General features: G+C 74.3%; 18 protein-coding genes, 1 rRNA gene and 1 pseudogene. 4 read left to right on the top strand and 16 right to left on the bottom strand.

The window, feature by feature from the left end; translation table 11 throughout:
• Positions 1–259: 259 nt before the first annotated feature.
• The 4 genes from ald to ACIRRS_RS04125 all read right to left on the bottom strand — a co-directional run bounded on the left by ald (position 260) and on the right by ACIRRS_RS04125 (position 6429).
• Positions 260–1375, bottom strand: coding sequence for an alanine dehydrogenase (gene ald / locus ACIRRS_RS04140; protein WP_402964717.1), 1116 nt, complete (start codon positions 1373–1375; stop codon positions 260–262).
• 265 nt (positions 1376–1640) lie between these two features.
• A complete protein-coding gene (locus ACIRRS_RS04135; RefSeq protein ID WP_402964714.1) occupies positions 1641–3668 on the bottom strand; it encodes a tetratricopeptide repeat protein in 2028 nt (675 codons plus the stop codon).
• A 335-nt stretch (positions 3669–4003) separates the two neighbouring features.
• Entirely contained in the window at positions 4004–4645 is a 642-nt protein-coding gene (locus ACIRRS_RS04130; protein ID WP_402964711.1) for an NUDIX domain-containing protein, read from the bottom strand.
• A 101-nt stretch (positions 4646–4746) separates the two neighbouring features.
• Positions 4747–6429 (bottom strand): CTP synthase, encoded by a 1683-nt coding sequence (locus ACIRRS_RS04125; protein ID WP_402964709.1) that lies wholly within the window; start codon positions 6427–6429, stop codon positions 4747–4749.
• A gap of 726 nt (positions 6430–7155) precedes the next feature.
• Here ACIRRS_RS04125 and ACIRRS_RS04120 point away from each other — a divergent pair.
• The gene (locus tag ACIRRS_RS04120; protein ID WP_402965475.1) at positions 7156–9129 is read left to right on the top strand and encodes a glycoside hydrolase family 15 protein; all 1974 of its coding nucleotides are present in this window, start codon (positions 7156–7158) and stop codon (positions 9127–9129) included.
• Positions 9130–9136: 7 nt separating this feature from the next.
• On the opposite strand, the gene ACIRRS_RS04115 is transcribed toward ACIRRS_RS04120, so the two are convergent.
• The 3 genes from ACIRRS_RS04115 to ACIRRS_RS04105 all read right to left on the bottom strand — a co-directional run bounded on the left by ACIRRS_RS04115 (position 9137) and on the right by ACIRRS_RS04105 (position 12941).
• Positions 9137–10315, bottom strand: a complete 1179-nt coding sequence (locus ACIRRS_RS04115; protein WP_402964706.1) for a glycosyltransferase family 4 protein — start codon at positions 10313–10315, stop codon at positions 9137–9139.
• Between the two features lie 159 nt (positions 10316–10474).
• Positions 10475–12208 (bottom strand): DNA repair protein RecN, encoded by a 1734-nt coding sequence (gene recN, locus ACIRRS_RS04110; RefSeq protein WP_402965472.1) that lies wholly within the window; start codon positions 12206–12208, stop codon positions 10475–10477.
• Positions 12209–12296: 88 nt separating this feature from the next.
• Positions 12297–12941: a YitT family protein gene (locus ACIRRS_RS04105; protein WP_402965469.1), complete on the bottom strand. Its 645-nt coding sequence runs from the start codon at positions 12939–12941 to the stop codon at positions 12297–12299.
• 180 nt (positions 12942–13121) lie between these two features.
• On the opposite strand from ACIRRS_RS04105, the gene ACIRRS_RS04100 reads away from it, so the two are divergent.
• The gene (locus ACIRRS_RS04100; protein WP_402964703.1) at positions 13122–14630 is read left to right on the top strand and encodes a PLP-dependent aminotransferase family protein; all 1509 of its coding nucleotides are present in this window, start codon (positions 13122–13124) and stop codon (positions 14628–14630) included.
• A 7-nt stretch (positions 14631–14637) separates the two neighbouring features.
• Here ACIRRS_RS04100 and ACIRRS_RS04095 read toward each other — a convergent pair whose 3' ends face one another.
• From ACIRRS_RS04095 to ACIRRS_RS04080, 4 genes are all read right to left on the bottom strand, one after another.
• Entirely contained in the window at positions 14638–15558 is a 921-nt protein-coding gene (locus ACIRRS_RS04095) for an NAD kinase (RefSeq protein WP_402964701.1), read from the bottom strand.
• 94 nt (positions 15559–15652) lie between these two features.
• On the bottom strand, positions 15653–16501 hold the full coding sequence (locus tag ACIRRS_RS04090; RefSeq protein WP_402964699.1) for a TlyA family RNA methyltransferase: 849 nt from the start codon (positions 16499–16501) through the stop codon (positions 15653–15655).
• Entirely contained in the window at positions 16498–16713 is a 216-nt protein-coding gene (locus tag ACIRRS_RS04085) for a hypothetical protein (protein WP_402964697.1), read from the bottom strand. Before ACIRRS_RS04085 ends, ACIRRS_RS04090 begins: the two co-directional genes overlap by 4 nt.
• The gene (locus ACIRRS_RS04080) at positions 16697–17488 is read right to left on the bottom strand and encodes a hypothetical protein (protein ID WP_402964695.1); all 792 of its coding nucleotides are present in this window, start codon (positions 17486–17488) and stop codon (positions 16697–16699) included. The genes ACIRRS_RS04085 and ACIRRS_RS04080 overlap by 17 nt, the downstream gene beginning before the upstream one ends.
• Before the next feature lie 153 nt (positions 17489–17641).
• Here ACIRRS_RS04080 and ACIRRS_RS04075 point away from each other — a divergent pair, with 153 nt between their 5' ends.
• The gene (locus ACIRRS_RS04075) at positions 17642–17989 is read left to right on the top strand and encodes an alkyl sulfatase C-terminal domain-containing protein (RefSeq protein WP_402964694.1); all 348 of its coding nucleotides are present in this window, start codon (positions 17642–17644) and stop codon (positions 17987–17989) included.
• A 7-nt stretch (positions 17990–17996) separates the two neighbouring features.
• Here ACIRRS_RS04075 and ACIRRS_RS04070 read toward each other — a convergent pair whose 3' ends face one another.
• Both ACIRRS_RS04070 and ACIRRS_RS04065 read right to left on the bottom strand, forming a co-directional pair.
• Complete coding sequence (locus tag ACIRRS_RS04070; protein WP_402964691.1) at positions 17997–19034, bottom strand: HAD-IIA family hydrolase; 1038 nt, start codon at positions 19032–19034, stop codon at positions 17997–17999.
• A gap of 57 nt (positions 19035–19091) precedes the next feature.
• Positions 19092–19640, bottom strand: a complete 549-nt coding sequence (locus tag ACIRRS_RS04065) for a tetratricopeptide repeat protein (RefSeq protein ID WP_402964688.1) — start codon at positions 19638–19640, stop codon at positions 19092–19094.
• A gap of 92 nt (positions 19641–19732) precedes the next feature.
• Between ACIRRS_RS04065 and ACIRRS_RS04060 the strand changes: the two genes are divergently transcribed.
• On the top strand, positions 19733–21103 hold the full coding sequence (locus tag ACIRRS_RS04060; protein ID WP_402964685.1) for a DUF1015 family protein: 1371 nt from the start codon (positions 19733–19735) through the stop codon (positions 21101–21103).
• 121 nt (positions 21104–21224) lie between these two features.
• Here the strand turns inward: ACIRRS_RS04060 and ACIRRS_RS04055 are convergent, their stop codons facing one another.
• The 3 genes and pseudogenes from ACIRRS_RS04055 to rrf all read right to left on the bottom strand — a co-directional run bounded on the left by ACIRRS_RS04055 (position 21225) and on the right by rrf (position 23875).
• Positions 21225–22106 carry a hypothetical protein gene (locus ACIRRS_RS04055; RefSeq protein WP_402965466.1) on the bottom strand — a complete coding sequence of 294 codons (882 nt, stop codon included), beginning with the start codon at positions 22104–22106 and terminating at the stop codon, positions 21225–21227.
• A 333-nt stretch (positions 22107–22439) separates the two neighbouring features.
• Positions 22440–23030 (bottom strand): annotated as a pseudogene (locus tag ACIRRS_RS04050) (RNA helicase); the annotation flags it as partial.
• Positions 23031–23758: 728 nt separating this feature from the next.
• Positions 23759–23875 (bottom strand): 5S ribosomal RNA (gene rrf, locus ACIRRS_RS04045).
• Positions 23876–24018: the final 143 nt, after the last annotated feature.

The raw sequence follows: 24018 nt of genomic DNA, 5'->3' as shown, positions 1-24018 counted from the left end.
CTAGGCCGTTCAAGGCGTTCGCAGCAACACAATCCACGGTAGTGGGCAGGATGTGTCGACTGTCAGCCGGGCTCCTGTCAAGGGATGAGCGGCTCCTGAGCCCCGACGTTTCTCCACCCGGGTGCGGTCGGGTGACATGACCGACCGAAATTGACGACAGAACGACCCGCCAGGGGCCCCGTCCGTTCACGGGCACGGCGAAGCCCCCGAAACGATGGGATCGGATCGGGGGCGAACGACCGCCGTGCGGTCAGGCGTTTCAGGCGAGCACGCTCTCCAGCGAGACCGACTCCAGGCCGAAGGCCTCGGCCACGGCCGGGAAGGTGATCTGGCCCTCGTGGACGTTGAGGCCCTTGGCCAGCGCGGCGTCGCGGCGCAGCGCCTCCTTCCAGCCCCGGTTGGCCAGCTCGACGACGTACGGCAGCGTCGCGTTGGTCAGCGCGTAGGTGGAGGTGTTCGGGACGGCGCCCGGCATGTTGGCCACGCAGTAGAAGACCGAGTTGTGGACCGTGAAGGTCGGGTCGTCGTGCGTGGTCGGGTGCGAGTCCTCGAAGCAGCCGCCCTGGTCGATGGCGATGTCGACGAGCACGGAGCCCGGCTTCATGCGGGAGACCAGCTCGTTGGTGACGAGCTTGGGGGCCTTGGCGCCCGGGATCAGGACGGCGCCGACGACGAGGTCGGCCTCCGTGACGGCCTTGTCCAGCTCGAAGGCGTTCGACACGACGGTCTTGATGCTGGTGCCGAAGACGCGGTCGGCCTCGCGCAGCTTGTTGATGTCGCGGTCGAGCAGGGTGACGTCGTAGCCCATGCCGATGGCGATGGTGGCCGCGTGCCAGCCGGAGACGCCGCCGCCGATGACGACGGCCTTGGCGCGGTGGGTGCCGGGCACGCCGCCGGGCAGCACGCCGCGGCCGCCGGCCGGACGCATCAGGTGGTACGAGCCGACCTGCGGGGCCAGACGGCCCGCGACCTCGGACATCGGGGCGAGCAGCGGCAGGGCGCCGTTGGGCAGCTGGACGGTCTCGTACGCGATGGCGGTGGTGCCCGAGGCGATCAGCGCGTCGGTGCCGGCCCGGTCGGCCGCCAGGTGGAGGTACGTGAAGACGGTCTGGCCCTTGCGCAGCCGGTGGTACTCGGAGGCGATGGGCTCCTTGACCTTCAGCAGCAGGTCGGCGGTGGCCCACACCTCGTCGGCGGTGCCGAGGATGGTCGCACCGGCGGCCACGTACTCCTCGTTGGGGATCGAGGAGCCGACGCCGGCGTTGTCCTCGATGTAGACCTCGTGGCCGTTGCGGACCAGCTCATGCACGCCGGCGGGCGTGATGGCCACGCGGTACTCGTGGTTCTTGACCTCGCGGGGGATGCCGACCTTCACGACTGAACACGTCCTCTTGCCATGGGGGTCCCGACCGGAGAGATACCGGTGGGCTACGCGCGCACGTGGGGAAGCCTCCGGGCAGGCCGGGGCACGGGATCGCTGCGCGACTGAGTTCGAGTGTAATGAAGCCCAGTCGGCCTGTCAGCCTTCCAAAGTGACTAATTTCGTCGAGTGCATTGGCAGGTTCGTAGGCTTCCTCTCCTACTTACCTACGCAATGCAACACCAACCGGGCATCTTCGACGATACTCCCGAAACAGCCCTCACCACCCGCCGTCCACGCGTTCCCGCAGGTCCGCGAGGGCCGCGGCGACGGCCTCGCGGCCGCGTTCGTCGCCGATCCGGCGCAGCACCGCCAGCGCGGCGCGGTACTCGCGGTCGGCCTCCTCGAAGCGGCGCTGCGCGGTGTGCGCCTCGGCCACCCGGGCGAGCAGCCGGGCCTCGGCGGCCTGGTCCCCGAGCGACTGCCGCAGCCCGAGCGCCCGCCCGTACCAGTCGGCGGCGCGCACGGCGTCCCCGAGCGCCCTGTGGCAGCCGGCCGCGCCCTCCAGCGCCCGGGCGCACAGCGGTTCGTCGTCCGCCGTCCGGGCGTGCTCCAGGGCGGCCCGGTAGTGCCCGGCGGCCTGCTCCCAGCGGCCCGCCGCGGCCTGGAGGTCGCCGAGGTTGAGCAGCGCGGCCGAGGCCCGGCGGGGCCGGCCGTGGCGCTCGGCGACGGTGCGGACCAGCTCGTGCAGCCGGTACAGGTCGGCGGGGGCGGCTGCCCCGGCCAGCGGGAGGGTGCGCAGCAGCGCGGTGACCAGCCGGCCCGCCGAGCCGTCCAGGTCCCCCTGCCCGATCGCGTCGGCGACGGCGCCCAGCAGCACCTCCCGCTCGCCGAGCAGCCACAGCCGGGCGTGCTCGGCCGAGCGCAGCCGCAGCGCGGCGGGCAGCGGGTCGGGGGCCGGGCCGGCCCCCGGGTCGAGCAGGGCGCGGGCGGCCTCGGTGAGCCGCACCAGCCGCTCCAGCAGCCGGGCCCGGGCCAGCTCCGTCTCGGCGGGCCGGTCCTCCCGCTCGCGCAGCCGCACCAGCCGGGGGTGCAGCCTCCCGGGCACCCGGTAGCGGGCGGTGCCGTCCGCCGCCGGGGCCTCCTCGCCGAGCAGCTCCCGCTCGGCGAGCGCGGCCAGGGTGGCGGCCGCCTCCGGCGCGGGGCAGCCGACCAGGGCGGAGGCGGTGCGCGCGTCGGCGATCTGCGCCGGGGCCAGGGTCAGGGCGCGCAGCATCCGGGCCTGGACGGGCGGCAGCGTGCGGTGCAGCAGGGTGAAGGCGCCGATCAGCGGGTCGTTGTCGGGGACGGGCACCGGCTCGGCCGGCTCGGGGGCGGGCCTGACCCAGCCGTGCGCCCCGGTGGCGGGCTCCTCCGCCTCGGCGGCGGCGGGCTCCGGGGCGGCCCCCTTCGTCCCGACGGGCTTCTCGACGGGCTTCTCGACGGGCTTCTCCGCAGGCTTCTTCCCGGCGGGCTTCTTCTCCGCGGGCTCCTCCTCCACCACCCGGTGCAGCTCCCGCGCCGCGTCCGCCACGGCGACCTCGGGGTTGCCCCGCAGCCAGCCCGCCATCAGCCGCAGCGCGGCCGGCCGGGAGCCGCAGGCCTCGGCCAGGTCGGCCGCGCCGACCGGGTCGCAGGAGATCCGGGTGCCGCCGACCAGGTCGGCCAGCAGCTCGCCGGAGGCCCTCCGGTCCAGCCCGCCGAGGATCACCGGGTCGATGTCCTCGATCCCGGTGAGCGGCCCGGCCGTGGTGGCCAGCACCAGGCAGCCGCTCTCCTCGGGCAGCAGCGGCCACAGCTGCCCGGCGTCGCGCACGTCGTCCAGCACCAGCAGCACCCGCCGCCCGGCCAGCGCCCCGCGCAGCGCCACGCAGCCGGGCTCCTCCCGCCCGTCCTCGACGGCGCCGGGCAGCGGCACCACGGCCTCCGGGTCGAGCTGCTCCAGCAGCAGCCGCGCCGCCCGGGCCGGCGCCACCCGGGAGCCGTCCGGGGCGGAGAGCCGGGCGAAGAGCACCCCGTCCGGGAAGTCGGCCGCGCCGGTGCGGGCGAAGCGGACGGCCAGCGCCGTACGGCCGGAGCCGGGGCGCCCGGCCAGCACCAGCACCGGGCAGCGCCCGCTGGCCGGGCGGACGGCGGCGGCCCTCAGCGCGGCGAGTTCGGTGCGGCGCCCGGCGAACAGCGCGGGCCCGGCCGGCAGCCGTTCCAGACCGGGCACGGCCCCGGCGGGCGCGTCGGGGCCGGGATCCATCGTCGCGGTCTTCCTCGCCACCCGTGCCACTCCCGACGTCGTCCGGCGCTCGGAGGCCGGGCGCGTCGTACGGCGCTCGGCGGGGCGGCCCGGAACGGGCGCCCTGTCCACGAAGCGTAGTTCGACCGTCCGGCTCGGCCGAGGTGACATCCGGTCGTACGAACCGGCGAATCACCCGGGTGATCCAACGTCAGCCTGGGCCTGTCTTGTCGGTCAGCCCGGATCAGGCCGCGGCGTTGGGGTGCGTGCATCGCAAGGCGGAGGAGGGAGCCACTGCGGAGCATTGGCGACCGACGACAACGCGGCGAGGTGCGTGCCCCGGCGTCGCGGCCCCGGGAAGACCGGCAAGACAGGCCCTAGAAAGGGCGAGCGGGCCAGGGCGAGTCGGCCGGGCGCAGGGCGTCCAAACCGCCCGGGGAGGTGAGCGCGGCGTGGACGGCGAGGGTGCCGGTGATCAGCGTCGGGTTGTGCAGCTCGCCGGCCTGGATGAGGCGGATCAGCTCGGGCACGGGCACCCGGGCGACCTCGATCTGCTGCTCCTCCCCCTCGGCCGCGTAGCGCTCGCCCTCGGCCTCGGAGAGGTCCGTCGCCAGGAACATCCGCAGCGCCTCGTCGGTGCCGCCCGGGGAGGTGTAGTAGTCGGCGAGGACGCGCCAGGTGTCGGCCTTGCAGTGCGCCTCCTCGTAGAGCTCGCGCTGCGCGGCGTGCCAGGGGTTCTCGCCGGGCACGTCCAGCAGGCCGGCGGGCAGCTCCCACAGCCGCTGGCGCACGGGGTGGCGGTACTGGCGCAGGATGAGCACGCGCTGCTCGGAGTCCAGGGCGAGCACGGACACGGAGCCGGGGTGGGTCTGGTAGTCGCGGCGGGCCCAGCCGCCGTCGGGCATCCTGACCTCCTCGCTGCGCACGCCGGTGACCCGGCCCTGGAACGGCGTCGCGCTGCCGCGGACCTCCCACTCCTCGGCCACGTCGAAGATCCCCTGGGTGCCCTGCTGGTCCATCGCTCTCCCCTTTTCGTCAGTACGACACAATCTAACGCCGAACGGCGGCCCCGCGGGAATCGCGGGACCGCCGTCCGGTGAACAGCGCGGCCAGGGGAGTGTTACTTCTCGGAGGCCGAGGTCTTGATCTCGATGGCCGCCTTGACCAGGCCCGCGAACAGCGGGTGCGGGCGGGTCGGGCGGGACTTCAGCTCCGGGTGGGCCTGGGTGGCCACCAGGTAGGGGTGCACCTCGCGCGGGTACTCGACGTACTCGACGAGGTCGCCCTTGGGCGAGAGGCCGGAGAACTGCAGGCCGGTCTTCTCGAGGTCGGCGCGGTAGGCGTTGTTGACCTCGTAGCGGTGGCGGTGGCGCTCCTCGACGTACTGCTCGCCGGCGTAGACCTCGCGCACGATCGAGCCCTCGGCCAGCTTCGCCGGGTAGAGGCCCAGGCGCATGGTGCCGCCCAGGTCGCCCTTGCCGTCGACGATGGCGAGCTGCTCGGCCATGGTGGAGATCACCGGGTGCTTGGCGGCGGAGTCGAACTCGGTGGAGTTGGCCTCCGGCAGGCCGGCCAGGTTGCGGGCGGCCTCGATGACCACGCACTGCAGGCCCAGGCACAGGCCCAGCAGCGGGACCTTGTTCTCGCGGGCGTAGGTGATCGCGCCGACCTTGCCGTTGACGCCGCGGTCGCCGAAGCCGCCGGGGATGCAGATCGCGTCCACGTCGCCGAGCTGCTCCTGGGCGCCCTCGGGCGTCTCGCAGTCGTCCGAGGTGACCCACTTGATCTCGACGCGGGCGTTGTTGGCGAAGCCGCCGGCGCGCAGCGCCTCGGTCACCGACAGGTAGGCGTCGGGCAGGTCGATGTACTTGCCGACCAGGGCGACCTTGACGATGTGCTGCGGCTCGTGGACGCGGCGCAGCAGGTCGTCCCAGGTGGTCCAGTCCACGTCGCGGAACGGCAGGTCCAGGCGGCGCACCACGTACGCGTCCAGGCCCTCGCCGTGCAGCACCTTGGGGATGTCGTAGATCGACTTGGCGTCGATGGCCGCGACCACGGCCTCCTCGTCCACGTCGCACATCATCGAGATCTTGCGCTTGATGGCCTGCGGCACCTCGCGGTCGGCGCGCAGCACGATCGCGTCGGGCTGGATGCCGATGTTGCGCAGGGCCGCCACCGAGTGCTGGGTGGGCTTGGTCTTCAGCTCGCCCGAGGGGCCGATGTACGGCAGCAGGGAGACGTGCACGAAGAAGACGTTGTCCCGGCCGACCTCGTGGCGGACCTGGCGGACGGCCTCCAGGAACGGCAGCGACTCGATGTCGCCGACGGTGCCGCCGACCTCGGTGATCACCACGTCGACGTCCTCGGTCGCCATCCGGCGGATCCGGGACTTGATCTCGTTGGTGATGTGCGGGATGACCTGGACGGTGTCGCCCAGGTACTCGCCGCGGCGCTCCTTGGCGATGACCGTCGAGTACACCTGGCCGGTGGTGACGTTCGCCGAGCCGTGCAGGTTGGTGTCGAGGAACCGCTCGTAGTGGCCGATGTCCAGGTCGGTCTCGGCGCCGTCGTCCGTGACGAAGACCTCACCGTGCTGGAACGGGTTCATCGTTCCCGGGTCCACGTTCAGGTACGGGTCGAGCTTCTGCATCGTCACGCGCAGGCCGCGGGCCTTGAGCAGTGCACCGAGGCTGGAGGCGGTGAGCCCCTTGCCGAGCGAAGAGGCGACACCCCCGGTGACGAAGAGGTGCTTGGTCGTCACGGCGCGGCCGTTCGCTGCCTTGCCGGAATGGGGCTGTGCCAAGAGGGGGCTCCCGTGGGTCGCTTGTCGAAGGTGACGTGGTGGGAGGCTCACGGGTCGCCGGGCGACGGGAGGCCGGTGCGGTGTGCACGGCGCTCGGGGGGTCGTCGGTTCGGCTGGTCCGGGGCGTTTCATCCCCACCGGTCCACGGGATACCAGGGTAACAGTGCCCCGGCCCGGTCGCCTTCCGGGCCGCCCGCGCCACCCCGGCGCGCGCGCCGGGCGTACCACCGGCGCACCACCCGGCGCATCCGTCCCACCGGTCGCACTCCGGCCGGACCGGGCCACTCCGAGCAGGCGGTTGGCACTCCGTACGGGCCATGGTGCCCCCTCCGTGGGAACCACCCGGAGGTGATCCTTCCGGGCCATCCTTGCGGCCGGGCCCGCGATGCACGGCATTTCCGCCGAATTGCGGCGCCACACCGGGCTGCGCCCGCGTGCTTCGCCCCTTTCGTCCGTCGTAAGCTGCTCGGACGCATCGCCGACAGCACGAGCACGCGGAGGGCGTGGGAGCGTCAGGACACTCCCGGTCCCCGATGCGCGACCGGACCTCCCCGTAATTCCAGCTCCTCCCCACCCACCTTCCGGGACCTCTCGAGGTCCCGCGCGGACACTCCAGCAAGGCCCGCCACCACCCCCGGCGGGCCGGACGTCCCGGGGTGAGCCTCCGGCCCCGCAAACCGCTCGCTCCCTCCTTCGCCGATGCCCTGACCACATTGCGAACTGGAGATCCACGTGGCCGGCCGTATTGAGGACTACGCACTCATCGGGGACATGCAGACCGCCGCCCTCGTCAGCAGGGACGGGGCGGTCGACTGGCTCTGTCTTCCCCGCTTCGACTCGCCGGCCGTCTTCGCCGGCCTGCTCGGCACCGATGAACACGGCTTCTGGCGGATCGGCCCGGCCGAGGCCGTCCCCGGCGACGTCCCGGCCCCAGCCGCCGAGGCCGGCTCCGCCGACCTGCGCGTGCCCCCGCCCACCGCCGCCGCCCCCGCCCTCCCGGCCGACCGGCGCCGCTACCGGGACGACTCGCTGATCCTGGAGCAGGAGTGGGACACCCAGGGCGGCACCGTCCGGGTGATCGACTTCATGCCGCCGCGCCCGCTCGCGGGCAAGGACGCCGTGCCCCAGATGATCCGGATCGTCGTGGGCGTCAACGGCACCGTCCGGATGCGCTCGGCGGTGCGGATGCGCTTCTCCTACGGCCGGATCGTGCCCTGGGTCCACCGCGTGGAGCAGGCCGACGGCGGCCACCGCACCGTCGCCGTCGCCGGGCCCGACTCCGTCTGGCTCGACGGCGAGGCCGAGACGTACGGGCGCGACCTCACCACCTACGCGGACTTCACGATCCGCAAGGGCGAGCGCATCGCCTTCGCCCTCACCTGGCAGGCCTCCCACCTGGAGCCCCCGGCCGTCCCGGACGCCGAGGAGATGCTGGACGCCACCGCCGGGTTCTGGCAGGAGTGGGCCGCCCAGTGCACGTACCAGGGCCCCTACCGCGAGGCCGTCGTCCGCTCGCTGATCACCCTCAAGGGCCTCACCTACGCCCCCACCGGGGGCATCGTCGCCGCCCCCACCACCTCCCTGCCCGAGGACATCGGCGGCGAGCGGAACTGGGACTACCGCTACACCTGGCTGCGCGACGCCGCGATCACCCTCTCCTCCCTGCTGCGCACCGGCTACCGCGAGGAGGCCCGCGCCTGGCGCGAGTGGCTGCTGCGCGCCGTCGCGGGGGACCCGGAGAACCTGCAGATCATGTACGGCATCGCGGGCGAGCGCGAACTCACCGAGTCCTCCCTCGACTGGCTGCCCGGCTACGAGGGCTCGCAGCCCGTGCGGATCGGCAACGGCGCCGCCGGGCAGCTCCAACTCGACGTCTACGGCGAGGTGGTGGAGGCCCTGCACCTGGCCCACATGACCGGCCTGGTGCGCAACGACCACGCCCACCACCTCCAGCTGCGCCTGATCGAGTACCTGGAGGACCACTGGCAGAACCCGGACGAGGGCATCTGGGAGGTCCGCGGCCCGCGCCGGCACTTCGTCCACTCCAAGGTGATGGCCTGGGTCGCCGTGGACCGCACCATCAAGCTGCTGGAGCAGTCCCCCGAGGACGCCCCCGCCGAGGGCCACCTGGAGCGCTGGCGCGAGCTGCGCGACACCATCCACCGGGACGTCTGCGAGAAGGGCTACGACCCGGAGCGCAACACCTTCACCCAGTACTACGGCGGCAAGGAGCTGGACGCCTCCCTGCTGCTCATCCCGCAGGTCGGCTTCCTGCCGCCGGACGACAAGCGGGTCATCGGCACCATCGAGGCCATCCAGCGCGAACTGTCCACCGAGGACGGCTTCGTGCTGCGCTACCCGACCCACGACGAGTCGGGCAACAACGTCGACGGCCTCTCCGGCCACGAGGGCGCCTTCCTGGCCTGCTCGTTCTGGCTGGCCGACGACCTGGCGATGATCGGCCGGGTGCAGGAGGCCCGCGAACTGTTCGACCGGCTGCTGTCGCTGCGCAACGACCTGGGCCTGCTGGCGGAGGAGTGGGACCCGCGCCTCAAGCGCCAGGTCGGCAACTTCCCGCAGGCGTTCAGCCACGTGCCGCTGATCGACACCGCCCTGCGGCTGACCGCCTGCGGCGCCGCCTTCCTGGCGGCCCAGCCCGAGGTCCCGGCCGCGGAGCGGGTCGAGGGGGCCGTGGTCTAGGGCCCGCCTAGGAGCGCTGCATCAACTCGTCGTAGGTGCTGAGCACCTGGGCGACGGTGGCGGCCTCGTCCGGCCAGGTCTCGGCCTGCTGCCGGCCGGCCGCCGCCAGCCGCTCGCTGCGGGCCGGGTCGGCGAGCAGCTCGCGCACCGCCCGTCCGATCGCCGCCGCGTCGCCGGAGGGCACCAGCACGGCGGCGTCGCCGACCAGTTCGGGGATGCCGCCGACGGCCGTCGCGACCACCGGCACGCCCGCGCGCATGGCCTCCTGGACGACCAGGGAGCGGGCCTCCCAGCGGCTGGAGACCACCACGGCGTCGGCGGCGGCCAGCAGGTCCGGCACGTCCGTGCGGTAGCCGAGCAGCCGTACGGGCAGCTTCTCGGCGGCGGCCCGCTCGCGCAGCGGGCCCGCCTCGGGGCCGTCCCCGGCGAGGAGCAGCAGCGGCTGCGGGGCGAGCGCGGCGAACTCCCGGGTGGCGTCCAGCAGCAGGCCGAACGCCTTCTGCGGGACGAGCCGGCCGACGGCCAGCAGCAGCGGGCGGTCCGGGCCCCCGCCGAGCAGCGCGGCCCGCGCCTCGGTGCGGGAGAGCCGGCCCTCGGGCATCGGCGGGGCCGCGACGGGGCCCAGCCGGGCGTCGGTGGCGCCCAGTTCGCGGGCCCGGGCGACGAGGTCGGAGGAGGCGCCGAGGACGAGGTCGGCGGCGCGGGCGACCCTGCGCTCCATCAGCCGCTGGAGGCGCCGCTCCATGCCGGTGGTCAGCAGCGCGTGGTGCATGGTGACGACCAGGGGCGTCTCCGGGCGCAGGCCCGGGAAGCGGCCGGCGGTGCGCAGCGCGAGGTCGGAGAGCAGCCCGGCGCGCACGCCGTGGGCGTGCACCACGTCGGCGCCGGTGAAGGCGCGGCGCAGTTCGCCGATCGCCGTGGCGTCGCTGCGGGCGCCCGAGGTGGGGGTGATGTCGACGGTGTGGAACCGCGCGCCGGTGCGGGAGAAGCCGAACAGGGCGTCCGTTCCGGCCGGCGCGCAGACCGTGACGATCACGCCGTGCGCGACCAGGCCGTGGGCCAGGGAACGCACGTGCGCGCCGATGCCGCCGCTTCCGGCGGCCAGGACGAGTACCACGTGCAGCTGCCCCGGTTCGGGGCTGGCCGCGGTGGCCCGGGCGGCGAAATGGTCCACGTCGTCTCGCATCCGACTCGATCAGGTTCGCGCACCGCTTCGCGAGGATTGCCCGCAGACGGCGCTCGGGGACTGGAAAGCCAGTGTCCAGCCGCCACCATGCCAGGTCGGCGGCCCTCTTGGACAGTCGGCGCCACGGGGGCGCGTCGCCGTTGAGAGCCGCCGGCTCGACTACGGGCGGCGCGGGGCCCGGGCGGTGGCGAGGAGTTCCTCGGCGTGGGCGCGGCCCAGTTCGGAGTCCTCCAGTCCGGCCAGCATCCGGGAGAGTTCGCGCACCCGCTCCGCGTCGTTCAGCACCTTGACGCCCGAGCGGGTCACGGTGCCGTCGTTGGTCTTCTCCACCACCAGGTGCCGGTCCGCGAAGGCAGCGACCTGCGGGAGGTGGGTGACGACCACGACCTGGGCGGATTCGGCCAGTTTGGCCAGCCGGCGGCCGATCTCCACGGCCGCCTTGCCGCCGACGCCCGCGTCCACCTCGTCGAACAGGTAGGTGGGGACGGGGTCGGCGCCGGCGAAGACCACCTCGACGGCGAGCATCACGCGGGAGAGCTCGCCACCCGAGGCGCCCTTGGCGATCGGGCGCGGCTGGGCGCCGGGGTGCGGGGCGAGCAGCACCTCGACCTCGTCGACGCCGTGCGGGCCGTACGCGACGGTGCGGCCGTCGACCTCCAGCCCGGCCAGGTCCTCGACCTGGCTGATCGCGAAGGTCACCCGGGCGTGGGGCATGGCCAGTTCGGCGAGTTCGGAGGAGACGGCGGCGGCGAAGCGGCCGGCGGCGGCCTGGCGGGCGGCCGACACCTCGGCGGCCAGTTCGGCGAGCCGGGCGCGCAGTCCGGTCTCCTTGGCGCCGAGCTCGTCGATCCGGTCGTCGTCGCCGTCGAGTTCGTGCAGGCGCGAGGAGCCGGCCTCGGCCCAGGCGATCACCTCGGCGAGGGTGTTCTCCTCGCCGCCGTACTTGCGCAGCAGTTGGGCCAGGACGGCCCGGCGGTCCTCGACGGCGGCCAGGCGCACCGGGTCGGCGTCCAGGTCGTCCGCGTAGCCGGCGAGGTCCCCGGCGACGTCGGCGAGGAGGTAGCCGACCTCGTTGAGGCGGTCGGACAGGGCGGCGAGGCGCTCGTCGTGGTGGCGCACGGCGTCCACGGCGCGGCGGGACTGGGCGAGCAGGGTGCCCGCGTCCAGCGCCTCCGGGTCCGCCGGGTCGCCCGCCAGCGCGGCGTGGGCGAGGGTGGCGGCGGAGGACAGCGCGTCGGCGTGGCCGAGCCGTTCGGCCTCGGCGGCCAGCTCGGCGTCCTCCCCGGCGACGGGCTCCGCGGCGGCGATCTCGTCCAGGCCGAAGCGCAGGAGGTCGGCCTCCTGGGCGCGCTCGCGGGCCCGGGTGGTCAGCTCCTCCAGGGTGGTGGAGACCTCGCGCAGCTCGCGGTACGTCTCCCGGTAGCGGGCCAGCGGCTCGGCGACGGCCTCGCCGGCGTAGCGGTCCAGCGCGCCGCGCTGGCGGGCCGGGCGCAGCAGCCGCTGCTGGTCGGTCTGGCCGTGGACGGCGATCAGGTCCTCGCCGAGTTCGGCGAGCAGCCCGACCGGGACGGCCCGGCCGCCGACGTACGCCCGGGAGCGGCCCTCGGCGGAGACGGTCCGGCTGATCAGCAGGGCGCCGTCGTCCAGTTCGGCCCCGGCCTCGACCGCGCGGGCCGCGGCCGGGGAGCCGGGCGGCAGTTCGAGCCTGCCCTCGACCACGGCCCGCCCGGTGCCGTTGCGCACCAGGCCCGGGTCGGCCCGGCCGCCGAGCAGCAGGCCGAGGCTGGTCACGACCATGGTCTTGCCTGCACCGGTCTCACCGGTCACGGCGGTGAAGCCGGGGGCGAGTTCGACCACCGCGTCGTCGATGACCCCAAGATCCCGTATCCGCATCTCGTCCAACACGGAGACGACCTTACGAGGTTCCACCCCCGGCGCGCGACGAGCGGCAACGGCGCGCGGCAACTCCGCGCCCCGAAGTTCATCCCTTCCGGGGCGTTTGCGGGGAGGTTTCCGCGGGGCCGGGGACGGTGCACCAGGGCAGGAACACCTGGGCCAGCGGGCCGATGGCGAGGGCGTAGGCGACGGTGCCGACCCCGGCGGTGCCGCCGAGCAGGATGCCCGCGACCAGCACCGTGACCTCGATCCCGGTGCGCACCAGGCGCAGGGAGCGGCCGGTGCGCCTGTGCAGGCCGGTCATCAGGCCGTCGCGCGGGCCGGGGCCGAGGCGGGCGCCGATGTAGAGGCCGGTGGCCAGGCCGTTGAGCAGGATCGCGCCGACCATCAGCGCGATCCGGGCCGGGAGGCCGTCCGGCGTGTCGAACAGGCGCAGGGTGAGGTCCATCGCGGCGCCGATCATCGCCACGTTGGCGACGGTGCCCACCCCCGGGCGCTGGCGCATCGGTATCCACAGGAGCAGGACCAGGGCGCCGCAGATCGTCACCCAGGCACCCACCGACAGGCCGATGCTGCGCTGGAGGCCCTGGTGGAAGACGTCCCACGGGTCCAGGCCGAGGCCGGAGCGGAGCATCAGCGCCATGCTGGCGCCGTACACGGCCAGGCCGACGACGAGTTGCGGCAGGCGCCGGCCCAGCGCGTGGGTGTCGCCGAGGACGCGGACGGCCAGGCTCGGGGAGGTCGGTACGGGGGTGGTCGTGGTGGCCAACGGATGCTCCTGCGGTGGTGCCGCACCCCGGGGAACGGCCCCGGCGGTGGCGGCCTCGACGGCCGCCCTGCCATGATGGTCGGGCCAAAACGGCCCACCCAAGGGCCAATCACGAGCAAGTGGACTGGAACCCCGCCGCCGATGGCCGACTGGCACACCACCGTCACCCCGCCCGCGCTCGCCCGACTGCTGGCCACCGCCCGGCTGCCCGAGCCCGCCGGCGGCCGCAGGCCCGCCTACAAGGCCCTCGCCGGGCGGATCCGGCTGCTCGTCACCGAGGGCCGCCTGCCCGTCGGCGCCCGGCTGCCCGCCGAACGCGAACTGGCCGCCGGCCTCGACCTCAGCCGCACCACCGTCGCCACCGCGTACGAGACCCTGCGCACCGAGGGCTACCTGCGCAGCCGCCGCGGCTCCGGCAGCTGGACGGCCCTGCCCGAGGGCGCCCCGCCGCCCACCGACGCCCTGCACCCCCTCCCGCCGCACGAGCGCGGCCACACCCTGGACCTCGGCATCGCCGCCCTGCCCGCCCTCCAGCCCTGGCTCGGGCAGGCCGCCGCCAGGGCCGTCGAGCAGCTGCCGTACTACGCCGCCGGGCACGGCCACTACCCCACCGGCCTGCCCGTGCTGCGCGAGGCCGTCGCCCGCCGCTACACCCAGCGCGGACTGCCCACCACCCCCGACCAGATCCTCGTCACCACCGGCGCGATGGGCGGCCTGGACCTCGTCCAGCGCGTCCTGCTCTCCCGGGGCGACCGCGTCGCCGTCGAGGCGCCCAGCTACGCCCACACCCTCCAGGCCCTGCGGCTGCACGGGGCCCGGCTGGTGCCGGTGCCCTTCGCCTGGACGCCCCGACCGGGGTGGGACCTCACCGAGTGGCGGCAGGTGCTGCGCGGGGCCGCCCCCAAGCTCGCCTACGTCATCCCCGACTTCCACAACCCGACCGGCGCCCTCGCCCCCGAGGAGTCCCGCCGTGAGCTGCTGGCCGCCGCCCGGGCCTCCGGCGCCCTCGTCCTGGTCGACGAGACCACGGCCGAACTCGGCTGGGGCGTACCGGAGTCCGAGCCGCTGCCGCGCCCGATGGCGGCCCTGGACCGCGCCGCCCAGGTGATCACCGTCGGCTCGGCCGGCAAGCTCCTCTGGGGCGGCCTGCGCATCGGCTGGGTCCGGGCCGCGCCCCAGCTCGTCCGACGGCTGGCCTCCGAACGGGTCTACAGCGACGCCGGGAACCCCGTCCTGGAGCAGCTGATCGCCACCGAGCTGCTCGGCGAGCCGCTCGCGCACGTCCGCGCCGAGCAGTTCGACCGGCTGCGCGCCACCGCGCACGCCTTCGCCGCCGCCCTGCCCGGGCGGCTGCCCGACTGGCGCTTCCACCTGCCGCCCGGCGGCCTGGTGATGTGGGTCTCCACCGGCGCCCTGTCCGGCGCCGCGCTGGCCCAGACCGGTGAGCGCCACGGCGTGCGGATAGCGGCGGGCAACCGGTTCGGCTCGGACGGCGCCTTCGAGCACCACGTCCGCATCCCGTTCACCGTCCCCGCCGCAGCCGTGCCCGCCGCCGTCGACCGGCTGGCCGAACTCGCCGAGCTGACCGCCCGCGCGGCCTCCGGCGGGCGGATCGCCGTCACCGACGACGCCCAGCCGCCACCGCCCTGACGGACCGTCAGCAGCCCGTTCCGTCGTGCGTGTTGGAGCGCCCGCGCCAACCCGTCACCGGCAGCGCGAACTTGGCCACCAACCGGTCCGTGAACGGCGCCCGGTGCAGTCTGGCCAGCCGCACCGGCGTCTGCCCCCGGCGCACCTCCACCCGTGCCCCGGCGGGCAGTTCGACCGACCGCCGCCCGTCGCACCAGAGCACCCCGTGCGGGGTCTTGGGCTGCACCTCGACGGCCAGCACCGAGTCCGGCGACGTCACCAGCGGACGGGCGAACAGCGCGTGCGCGGAGATCGGCACCATCAGAAGCGCCTCCACCTCCGGCCACACCACCGGGCCGCCGCCCGAAAACGCGTACGCGGTCGAGCCGGTCGGGGTCGCGCACACCACCCCGTCGCAGCCGAAGTTGGAGACCGGGCGGCCGTCGACCTCCGTCACCACCTCCAGCATCCGCTCCCGGGACGCCTTCTCGATCGACGCCTCGTTCAACGCCCAGTCCTGGTGCAGCACATCGCCGTTGGTGCGCACCAGGACGTCGATCGTCATCCGCTCCTCGACCTCGTAGTCGGCGTCCACCACCCGCTCGACCACCACGGCCAGGTCGTCCCGCTCGGCCTCGGCCAGGAAGCCGACCCGGCCCAGGTTGATCCCGAGCATCGGCAGCCCGTGCTCGCGCGCCAGCTCCGCGCCGCGCAGCAGCGTCCCGTCCCCGCCCGCGACGAGGATCAGCTCGCAGCCGTCCGCCGCACGCGGCCCCCCGGCCACCTTCTCCACGCCCTCGGGCAGGTCCAGCCCCTCCGCCTCGGAGGCGAGGAGCCTGATCCGGATACCCGCCTTGAGCAGCCCGTGCACCAGCGCCTCGACGCTGCGCAGCGCCGCCTCCCGCCCGGTGTGCGCGATCAGGAAGACCGTACGTTCTTCATCGCTCATGCCGCTGCCCTCTCCCTACGCCTGCCGGGCGCCCTGAGCCCCGGTTCGGTCGCGCCACCCAGCATGACGGACCGGACGTCCGCTGAGGAGCCTATTACCGGGGCCCCTCGGCCACGGCCCGGTCCGCGTCCGCCGGGTCCAACTGCGGTGCGCCGCGCCGCAGCCAGAGGAAGTACTCGACGTTCCCGGACGGCCCGGGCAGGGGGCTCGCGGTGACGGCGCGCACGCCCAGCCCGAGCTCCCACGCCTGCCCGGCGACCTGGCGCACCATCTCGGCGCGCAGCTGCGGGCTGCGCACCACCCCGCCGCTGCCCAGGCGCTCCTTGCCGATCTCGAACTGCGGCTTGACCATCATCACCAGGTCCGCGTCCTCGGCCGCGCAGGCGGCCAGCGCAGGCAGCACCAGGCCCAGCGAGATGAAGGAGAGGTCCCCGACCACCAGGTCGACGGGCGTGCCGCCGATCAGCTCCGGCGTCAGCTCGCGCACGTTGGTGCGGTCCATCACCGTGACCCGCTCGTCGCTCTGCAGCGACCAGGCCAACTGCCCGTAGCCGACGTCCACCGCCAGCACGTGGGCCGCCCCGGCGCGCAGCAGCACGTCCGTGAACCCTCCGGTGGAGGCGCCCGCGTCCAGCGCCCGGCGGCCCTCGACCACCAGGCCCTGCGGCACGAAGGCCGCGAACGCCCCGGCCAGCTTGTGGCCGCCGCGCGAGACGTAGTCGGGGTCGTTGTCGTCCTTGGCCACCACGACGGCCGCCGAGGTCTCCACCTGGGTCGCCGGCTTGGTCGCGGTCGTCCCGCCGACCGTCACCCGGCCCGCCGCGATCAGCTCGGACGCGTGCTCGCGCGACCGGGCCAGCTTGCGGCGGACCAGCTCCGCGTCGAGTCGGCGTCGTGCCACTGCCACTGGTCGTTCAGCTCCTACGGGTGTTACCGGTGTCATTCCTGGTCGAGCGCGGCCAGCGTGTCGACCAGCCGCTGGTGAACATCTTCGTACACCGGGACGTGCGCCTCCGCCGGGACCCCGTCCAGCTCCTCCAGCCGGGCCAGGGCCGCGTCCACCCCGGGGTGCCCGGTCGCCACCGGCTCGACGCCCAGCGGGCCGGTCGTCAGCGCGCCCGGGTCGGCCTCCACCGGCTCACTCGCCCCGGTCATCGGTCCGCTTCCGGACGGCGGCCTTGCGCACGGTCGTCTTCTTGACGGCGGTCTTCTTCGCGGCCGCCGCCTTCTTCACGGTCGGCTGCTTCACCGTCGCCTCGGCGGTGGTCTTCTTGACCGTCGTCTTCTTGGCCGTCGTGGTCTTCTTGGCCGTTGTCGTCTTCTTGGCAGCGGCCGTCTTCTTGGCGGTCGACGTCTTCTTCGCCGCGGCCTTGCGCACCGGAGCGGCGGCCACCGGCGGCACCGGCGGGTCGACCTCCACCGGCTCGTCCACCTCCACCCGCTCCGCCACGACCGGCCCCCCGGCCTTCTCCTCCCAGCCGCGCCCGAACAGGTCGTCCGCCCGGGGCGCCGGAGCCGGGGCCTCGTCCGCGTACGCGCCGGAGGCGTACGTGCCGGAGGCGTACAGGTTCGGCTCGGCGGGCCGCTCCGGCTCCTCCACCTCGCGCAGCTTGCTCTCCAGGTAGGCCAGCACCACGCCCACCTTGGTGACCTGGTCCCCGACCCTCTCGAAGACCTTCTCCACCTCGCCCCGCGCCACCCCGACCGCCAGGTCCACCCCGGCCCGTCCGGCGGTGATCGCCTCCCCGGCCAGGGTCTGCAACTGCTCGGCGGAGGGCGGGAACTGGCCGCCGAACCGGCGCTCGACCTCGGCCACGTCGACCCCGGTCCGCTCCAGGATCACGGCAGCCGTCCCGACGACCCGCTTGCCGACCTCCTCCACCACCACGGCGGCGGCCGCCACCGCTCCCCGCACCGTCCTCGGCAGCATCCGGGTGCCTCCTTAGCGCCTGCGCGCATCGCTCCGTCGCCGTTGGTGCCCGGGCCGTTCCGGGCACATCCCACTCCACGACGCTACCGCCAAACACGCCCTGCGGTACCGTGGCCCCTTCACTCGTACGACCCGGGGACGGAACCAGCAGCCATGGCCAACGCCGAACAGTGCCGCGAGGCGCTGGAGCAGCTCAGCCGGAACATGGCGAAGGCCACCGGGGACGTCCGCAAGGCCGCCGCCCTCGACCGCTCCCTCAGCTGCCGGATCACCGACCTCGACCTGACCTTCACCGGCCGCCTGCGCGAGGGCAGCATCCAGGACCTCGTCTCCGCCCCCGGCGCGCCCGCCGAGAAGGCCGAGATCCGGCTCACCATGACCAGCGACGACCTGCTCGCCCTCGTCGGCGGCGGGCTCAACTTCGCCTCCGCCTGGGCGAGCGGCCGCGTCCGGCTGGAGGCCGGGTTCCGCGACCTGCTGCGCCTGCGCACCCTGCTCTGACGGGGGCCTAGAACCCCAGCTCCGCGAGCGCCTTCCCGCCGTCCACGGCCGGGGCACCGGCGTCCAGCGCCGTCCACGCCGCCGCGCACAGCGCCCGCAGCCCGTCCCAGCGGTCCCCCTCGCCCGACAGCGCCAGCAGGCCGCCCTCGGCCGTCGCCGTCCAGCCGCCGCAGACGAACCCGGTGCCCTCCGCCGCCACCGCCGGGTGCGGGGTCAGCAGGCCCCGCAGGTCCTCGGCCAGGTAGGTGGGCCGGTGCTCGGCCGGCGCGGCCAGCAGCTGCGCGGGGGTCGTCACCCCGGTGAAGACCAGCAGGCTGTCCACCCCGCCGTTGAACGCGCCCTCGATGTCCGTGTCCAGCCGGTCGCCCACCACCAGCGGCCGGCGCGCGCCCGTGCGCAGCACCGTCTCCCGGTGCATCGGCGGCTGCGGCTTGCCCGCCACCACCGGGTCCGTCCCGGCCGCCGCGCGCACCGCCGCGACCAGCGTCCCGTTGCCGGGCGCGATGCCGCGCGCCGTCGGAATGGTCAGGTCGGTGTTGGAGGCCACCCACGGCAGCCCGCTCTGGACGGCGTACGCGGCCTCGGCCAGCTGCGCCCAGCCGACCGTCGGGTCGTAGCCCTGGACGACGGCCAGCGGCTCCTCCGCCAGCGAGCGCACCGCGACGAGACCGCGCTCGGCCAGCGCCTCCTCCAGCCCCGCACCGCCCACGACCAGCACCTTCGCCCCAGCGGGCACCAGCTCGGCGACGACCCGGGCGGCGGCCTGCGCCGAGTTGATCACGTCGGCCGGCTCGGCCGGCACGCCCAGCCCGGTCAGGTGCTCGGCCACGACCCGGGGCGGCCGGGAGGCGTTGTTGGTCACGTACGCGAGCCGCATCCCGGCCGCCCGCGCCGCGTCCAGCGACGCCACCGCGTGCTCGATCGCGTGCGGGCCCGCGTACACCACGCCGTCCAGGTCCAGCAGCGCCGTGTCGTACGCCCCGGTCAGAGGGGCCTCGCTCCCGCCGGGGGCGGTGCGTCGCTCGGTGGTGGCCGTCTCGGTCATGCCTGCGCTACCTCATTCACTGCGTCGTTCGCTGTTCGCTCTGCTTCGTCCCGGTCGTCAGACGTCCTCGTCGACGCCGTCCACCTCGCGGCCCGCGCCCGCCGGGGGCTCCAGGTACCCGGGGGCCCCGGGCAGCAGCGGGCCGTACGCCCCGGTGCGGGCCGCCAGGGTCGCCCTGGTCTGCCGCAGCGCCGCCCGGTAGTGGTCCGTCCCTGGCGCCATGGCCACGGCCAGCGCCAGGTGCTCGGCGGAGGTCTCGAAGTCGCCCAGCCGGGCCGCCGCGACGCCCCACCCGAACTGAGCGTAGTCGTCCGAGGGATCGGCCAGCGCCACGGCCCGGAAGTTCTCCAGCGCCGCCGCGTACGAACCGGCGTCGAACTGGGCCCGCGCCAGCGACTCCCGGATGCTGCGCGACTGCGGCTCGGCGGCGGCCGCCCGGGCCAGCAGCTGCTCGGCGGCGGCCGGGTTGCCCTGCGCCAGCAGGCTGGCGCCCCGGCGGAACCAGTCGTACACGTCCCCGGTCGGCTCCCCGCCCCGGCTCTGCGGCGGCACCGCGCCGTCCGTCCCGTCCCGTGCCTCGCCCCGCCGGTCCTGACCGTCGTCCACGCCGTACCTCGCCCTCGGTCGCACACCCCGCCCGCGCATCGACGCGGACGTTCCGATCTCTCAACAACGCGTACCCGGTTACGATGCCCAGAATGAGCACACCCAGTGCATACGAGGGAGTCGAGACTCCCGAGGGCGGCCCCGGCGATCCCGGGCACGTCGCCACCGCAGGCCTGTCCCTGTCCCCTTTCCGAGGCCTGCGCTACGTCCCCGACCGGGTCGGTGGGCTCGCCGCGGTCACCTCCCCGCCCTACGACGTCGTCGACCCCGGGCGCCGGCTCGACCTGGAGACCGCCGACCCGTACAACGTCGTCCGGCTGATCCTCCCCAGACCCGAGCCGGAGGACTCCGGCGACCGCCCCGACCGGGACACCAAGTACCGGCACGCGGCCCGGCTGCTCGCCGACTGGCAGCGCGACGGCGTCCTCGCCGCCGACCCCGAACCGGCCCTCTACGTCTACGAGCAGCGCCTGCCCGCCACCGCCGACTCCCCCGAACTGCTCCAGCGCGGCCTCATCGGCGCCCTCGCCGTCAGCGGCCGCGAGGCGGGCGTCGTCCTCCCCCACGAGGACGTGATGCCCCGCCCCGTCGCCGACCGCGTCGGCCTGATGCGCACCACCCGGGCCAACCTCGAACCGCTGCTGCTCACCTACCGGGGCAAGGGCGGCGCCGCCGAGGTCATCGAGCGGACGGTCGAGGGCGAGCCGCTGCTCGCCACCGCCACCAGCGACGGCACCCACCACCGCCTGTGGGCCGTCACCGACCCGGACGGGATCGCCGAGATCGGCCGCGACCTGGCCACCTGCCGGGCGCTGATCGCCGACGGCCACCACCGCTGGGAGATGTACCTGCGCCTCCAGCGCGAGCACCGGCACCTGCCGCGCAGCCCCTGGGACCGGGGCATGGTCCTGCTCGTGGACACCGCCCGCTACCCGCTGCGCGTGCGGGCCATCCACCGGGTGCTCTACCGCCTGCCGATCGCCGAGGCGCTGAGCGGGCTGGACGAGCACTGGACGGTCAAGGAGGTGCCCGGTCCGCTGACCACCGCCCTCCAGGCCCTCGCCGAGCAGAAGCGCCACGGCGGCAACGGCTTCGTCCTGACCGGCGGGGACGGCGTCTTCTGGCTGATCGGCGAACCCGACGAGGCCCTCCTCGACGCCACCGTCCCGCAGGACCGGCCCGAGGAGTGGCGCCACCTGGACGCCACCGTCCTGCACGCCACCCTGCTCGACCGCACCTGGCACGTCCCGGACGGCCCGGACGACATCGGCTACCTGCACACCGCCGTCGCCGCCGAGCGCGAGGCCGCCCGCACCGGCGGGACGGCCGTGCTGCTGCACCCGGTGCGCGAGAGCGTGGTGCGGCGGCTCGCCGAGCAGGGAGTCACCATGCCGCGCAAGTCCACCTCCTTCGGGCCGAAGCCGGCCACGGGGCTGGTGCTGCGCGACCTCGAGCTGGGCTGACGTCCGCGCGCGCCGGCACCGCTGCACGGACGCCGTGAGGCCCTGCCGCTCTCCCTCTCGGGGAAGCGGCAGGGCCTCATGGCTGCTCGACCTTCGCGGACCTACTCGGACCTACTCGGACCTACTCGGCCTTGGTCTCCTCGGCCTTGTCGGCCTTGTCGGCCTGGTCGGTCTTGGGGGCGTCCGACTCGGCGTCCTGCTCACGGGCGGGGACGACGCCGTCGAAGTCCTCGTCGATCTCCAGGTCGTCCTCGTCGTAGAACTCCTCGACGTCCTCCTCGTCCTCGAAGATCACGCGGTCGTCGGCGACGTCACCGGCGCGCTTCTTCGGGGCCTCGGCCCGGTCGGCCTCGTCCTCGGCCAGCTCCGGGTCGAGGGCGTCGGTGAACTCCACGCCGTCGATCTCCGCCAGCCGCTCCGAGGCGTTGGTGCTGCCGTCGGTGTCGGCCTCGGCGGCCTTGGCGAACCAGTCGCGGGCCTCGTCGGCCCGGCCGGCGGCGATGAGGGCCTCGGCGTAGGCGTACCGCAGGCGCGCGGTCCACGGCTGCACGGAGCTGGAGGCCAGCTCCGGGCTCTGCAGGGTGACGACGGCGGCGTCGAACTGCTCCATGTCGGCACGCGCGCCGGCGGCGACCAGACGCATCTCGACCTGGCCGGCCTTGTCCAGCTGCTTGACCTCGGGCTCGCCGGCCATCGCCAGGGCGCGCTCCGGGCGGCTCAGGCCGCGCTCGCAGTCGGCCATCACGGGCCACAGGTCGACACGGCCGGTCATCCGGCGGGCGGCGCGGAACTCGGTCAGCGCCTCGGAGTACCGCTGCGTCACGTACGAGGCGAAGCCGGCCGCCTCGCGGACGGCCGCCACGCGGGAGGCCAGGCGGAGCGCGACGCGGGAGTACTGGTAGGCCTCCTCCGGCTCGCTGTCGAGCAGGCGGGCGACCATCACCAGGTTGCGGGCCACGTCGTCGGCGAGGGTCTTGGGCAGGCTCTTGAGCTCCTGACGCACGTCCGCGTCGATCTCGAAGCCGGTGACGTCCTCGGGGATCGGCAGGCGGCGGACGGGCTCGTAGTTGCCCCGGCGGTCGTCCTGCTGGTCACGGCGGTAGCCACCGCGGTCGTCGCCCCGGCGGTCGTCGCGACGGTCGTCCCGGCCGCGGTAGCCGCCACCCTGGCGGTCGTCACGGCCGCCCCGGTAGCCGCCGCCCTGACGGTCGTCACGGTCACGGAAACCACCGGACGGGCGGTCGTCACGGCGGAAACCACCACCGGAGGGGCGGTCGTCGCGACGGAAACCGCCGCCACCACCCTGACGGTCGTCACGGTCACGGAAACCACCGGAGGGGCGGTCGTCACGGCGGAAGCCACCACCGCCGCCCTGGCGGTCATCGCGGTCACGGAACCCGCCCGAGGGGCGGTCGTCGCGACGGAAGCCACCACCGGACGGACGGTCGTCGCGACGGAAACCGCCGCCACCACCCTGACGGTCGTCACGGTCACGGAAACCACCGGACGGGCGGTCGTCACGGCGGAAACCACCACCGGAGGGGCGGTCGTCGCGACGGAAACCGCCGCCACCACCCTGACGGTCGTCACGGTCACGGAAACCACCGGACGGGCGGTCGTCACGGCGGAAGCCACCACCGCCGCCCTGGCGGTCATCGCGGTCACGGAACCCGCCCGAGGGGCGGTCGTCGCGACGGAAGCCACCACCGGACGGACGGTCGTCGCGACGGAAACCGCCGCCGCCGCCCTGGCGGTCGTCACGGTCACGGAAACCACCCGAGGGGCGGTCATCGCGACGCGGACGGTCATCACGGTCGTCACGACGGAAGCCGCCGCCGGAGGGACGGTCGTCGCGACGGAAACCGCCGCCACCACCCTGACGGTCGTCACGGTCACGGAAACCACCCGAGGGGCGGTCATCGCGACGGAAGCCACCACCGGACGGGCGATCGTCACGGCGGAACCCACCGCCCGACGGACGGTCGTCGCGACGGAAACCGCCGCCACCACCCTGACGGTCGTCACGGTCACGGAAACCACCGGACGGACGGTCGTCACGACCCCGGTACCCGCCCGACGGACGGTCGTCACGGCGGAAGCCACCGCCGCCCTGGCGGTCGTCGCGGTCACGGAACCCGCCCGAGGGGCGGTCATCACGACGGAAACCGCCGCCGGACGGACGGTCGTCGCGACGGAAACCGCCGCCACCACCCTGACGGTCGTCACGGTCACGGAAACCACCGGACGGACGGTCATCGCGACCCCGGTAGCCCCCCGACGGACGGTCGTCGCGGCGCGGACGGTCGTCACGGTCGTCACGGCGGAAGCCGCCACGGTCGTTGGACCAGCCCCCACGGGACCGGGACTCGTTGCCGCGGCCGTTGTCCGATCGGCGCTCGGGACGGTCCTGGGACTGGTTCGACATGTGGTGACTCCTTCTGCTTCTTCAGCTCCACCGCGCATCAGCAGGTTCACTGCCACCGCGGTATCGGCGCCGGCCTCCTGGCCCTGCGCCTTCTCCATTGTCCGACATCCCGGAAGCCTCCGCGCCTGGGCGGAGAGAGGCCCCGGTCTACCGGCCTCGTTGTGCACGTTCGCGAAAACAAAAAAGCCGCGGCCCCAGCGAAATCGCTGGGGCCGCGGCTTTGAATAATTGTTCGGCGGCGTCCTACTCTCCCACAGGGTCCCCCCTGCAGTACCATCGGCGCTATGAGGCTTAGCTTCCGGGTTCGGAATGTAACCGGGCGTTTCCCTCATGCTATGACCACCGAAACACTATGAAACTGTCAACCGCACCCAACCCCCGTCTCGATGACAGGGTTGGGGGTCGTTGTTTCAGAACAACACAGTGGACGCGAGCAACTGAGGACAAGCCCTCGGCCTATTAGTACCGGTCAACTCCACCCCTCACAGGG

This window comes from Kitasatospora sp. NPDC101183, assembly GCF_044767945.1.
Lineage (GTDB): Bacteria > Actinomycetota > Actinomycetes > Streptomycetales > Streptomycetaceae > Kitasatospora.
This window is presented reverse-complemented; position numbering and strand designations above follow the sequence as displayed.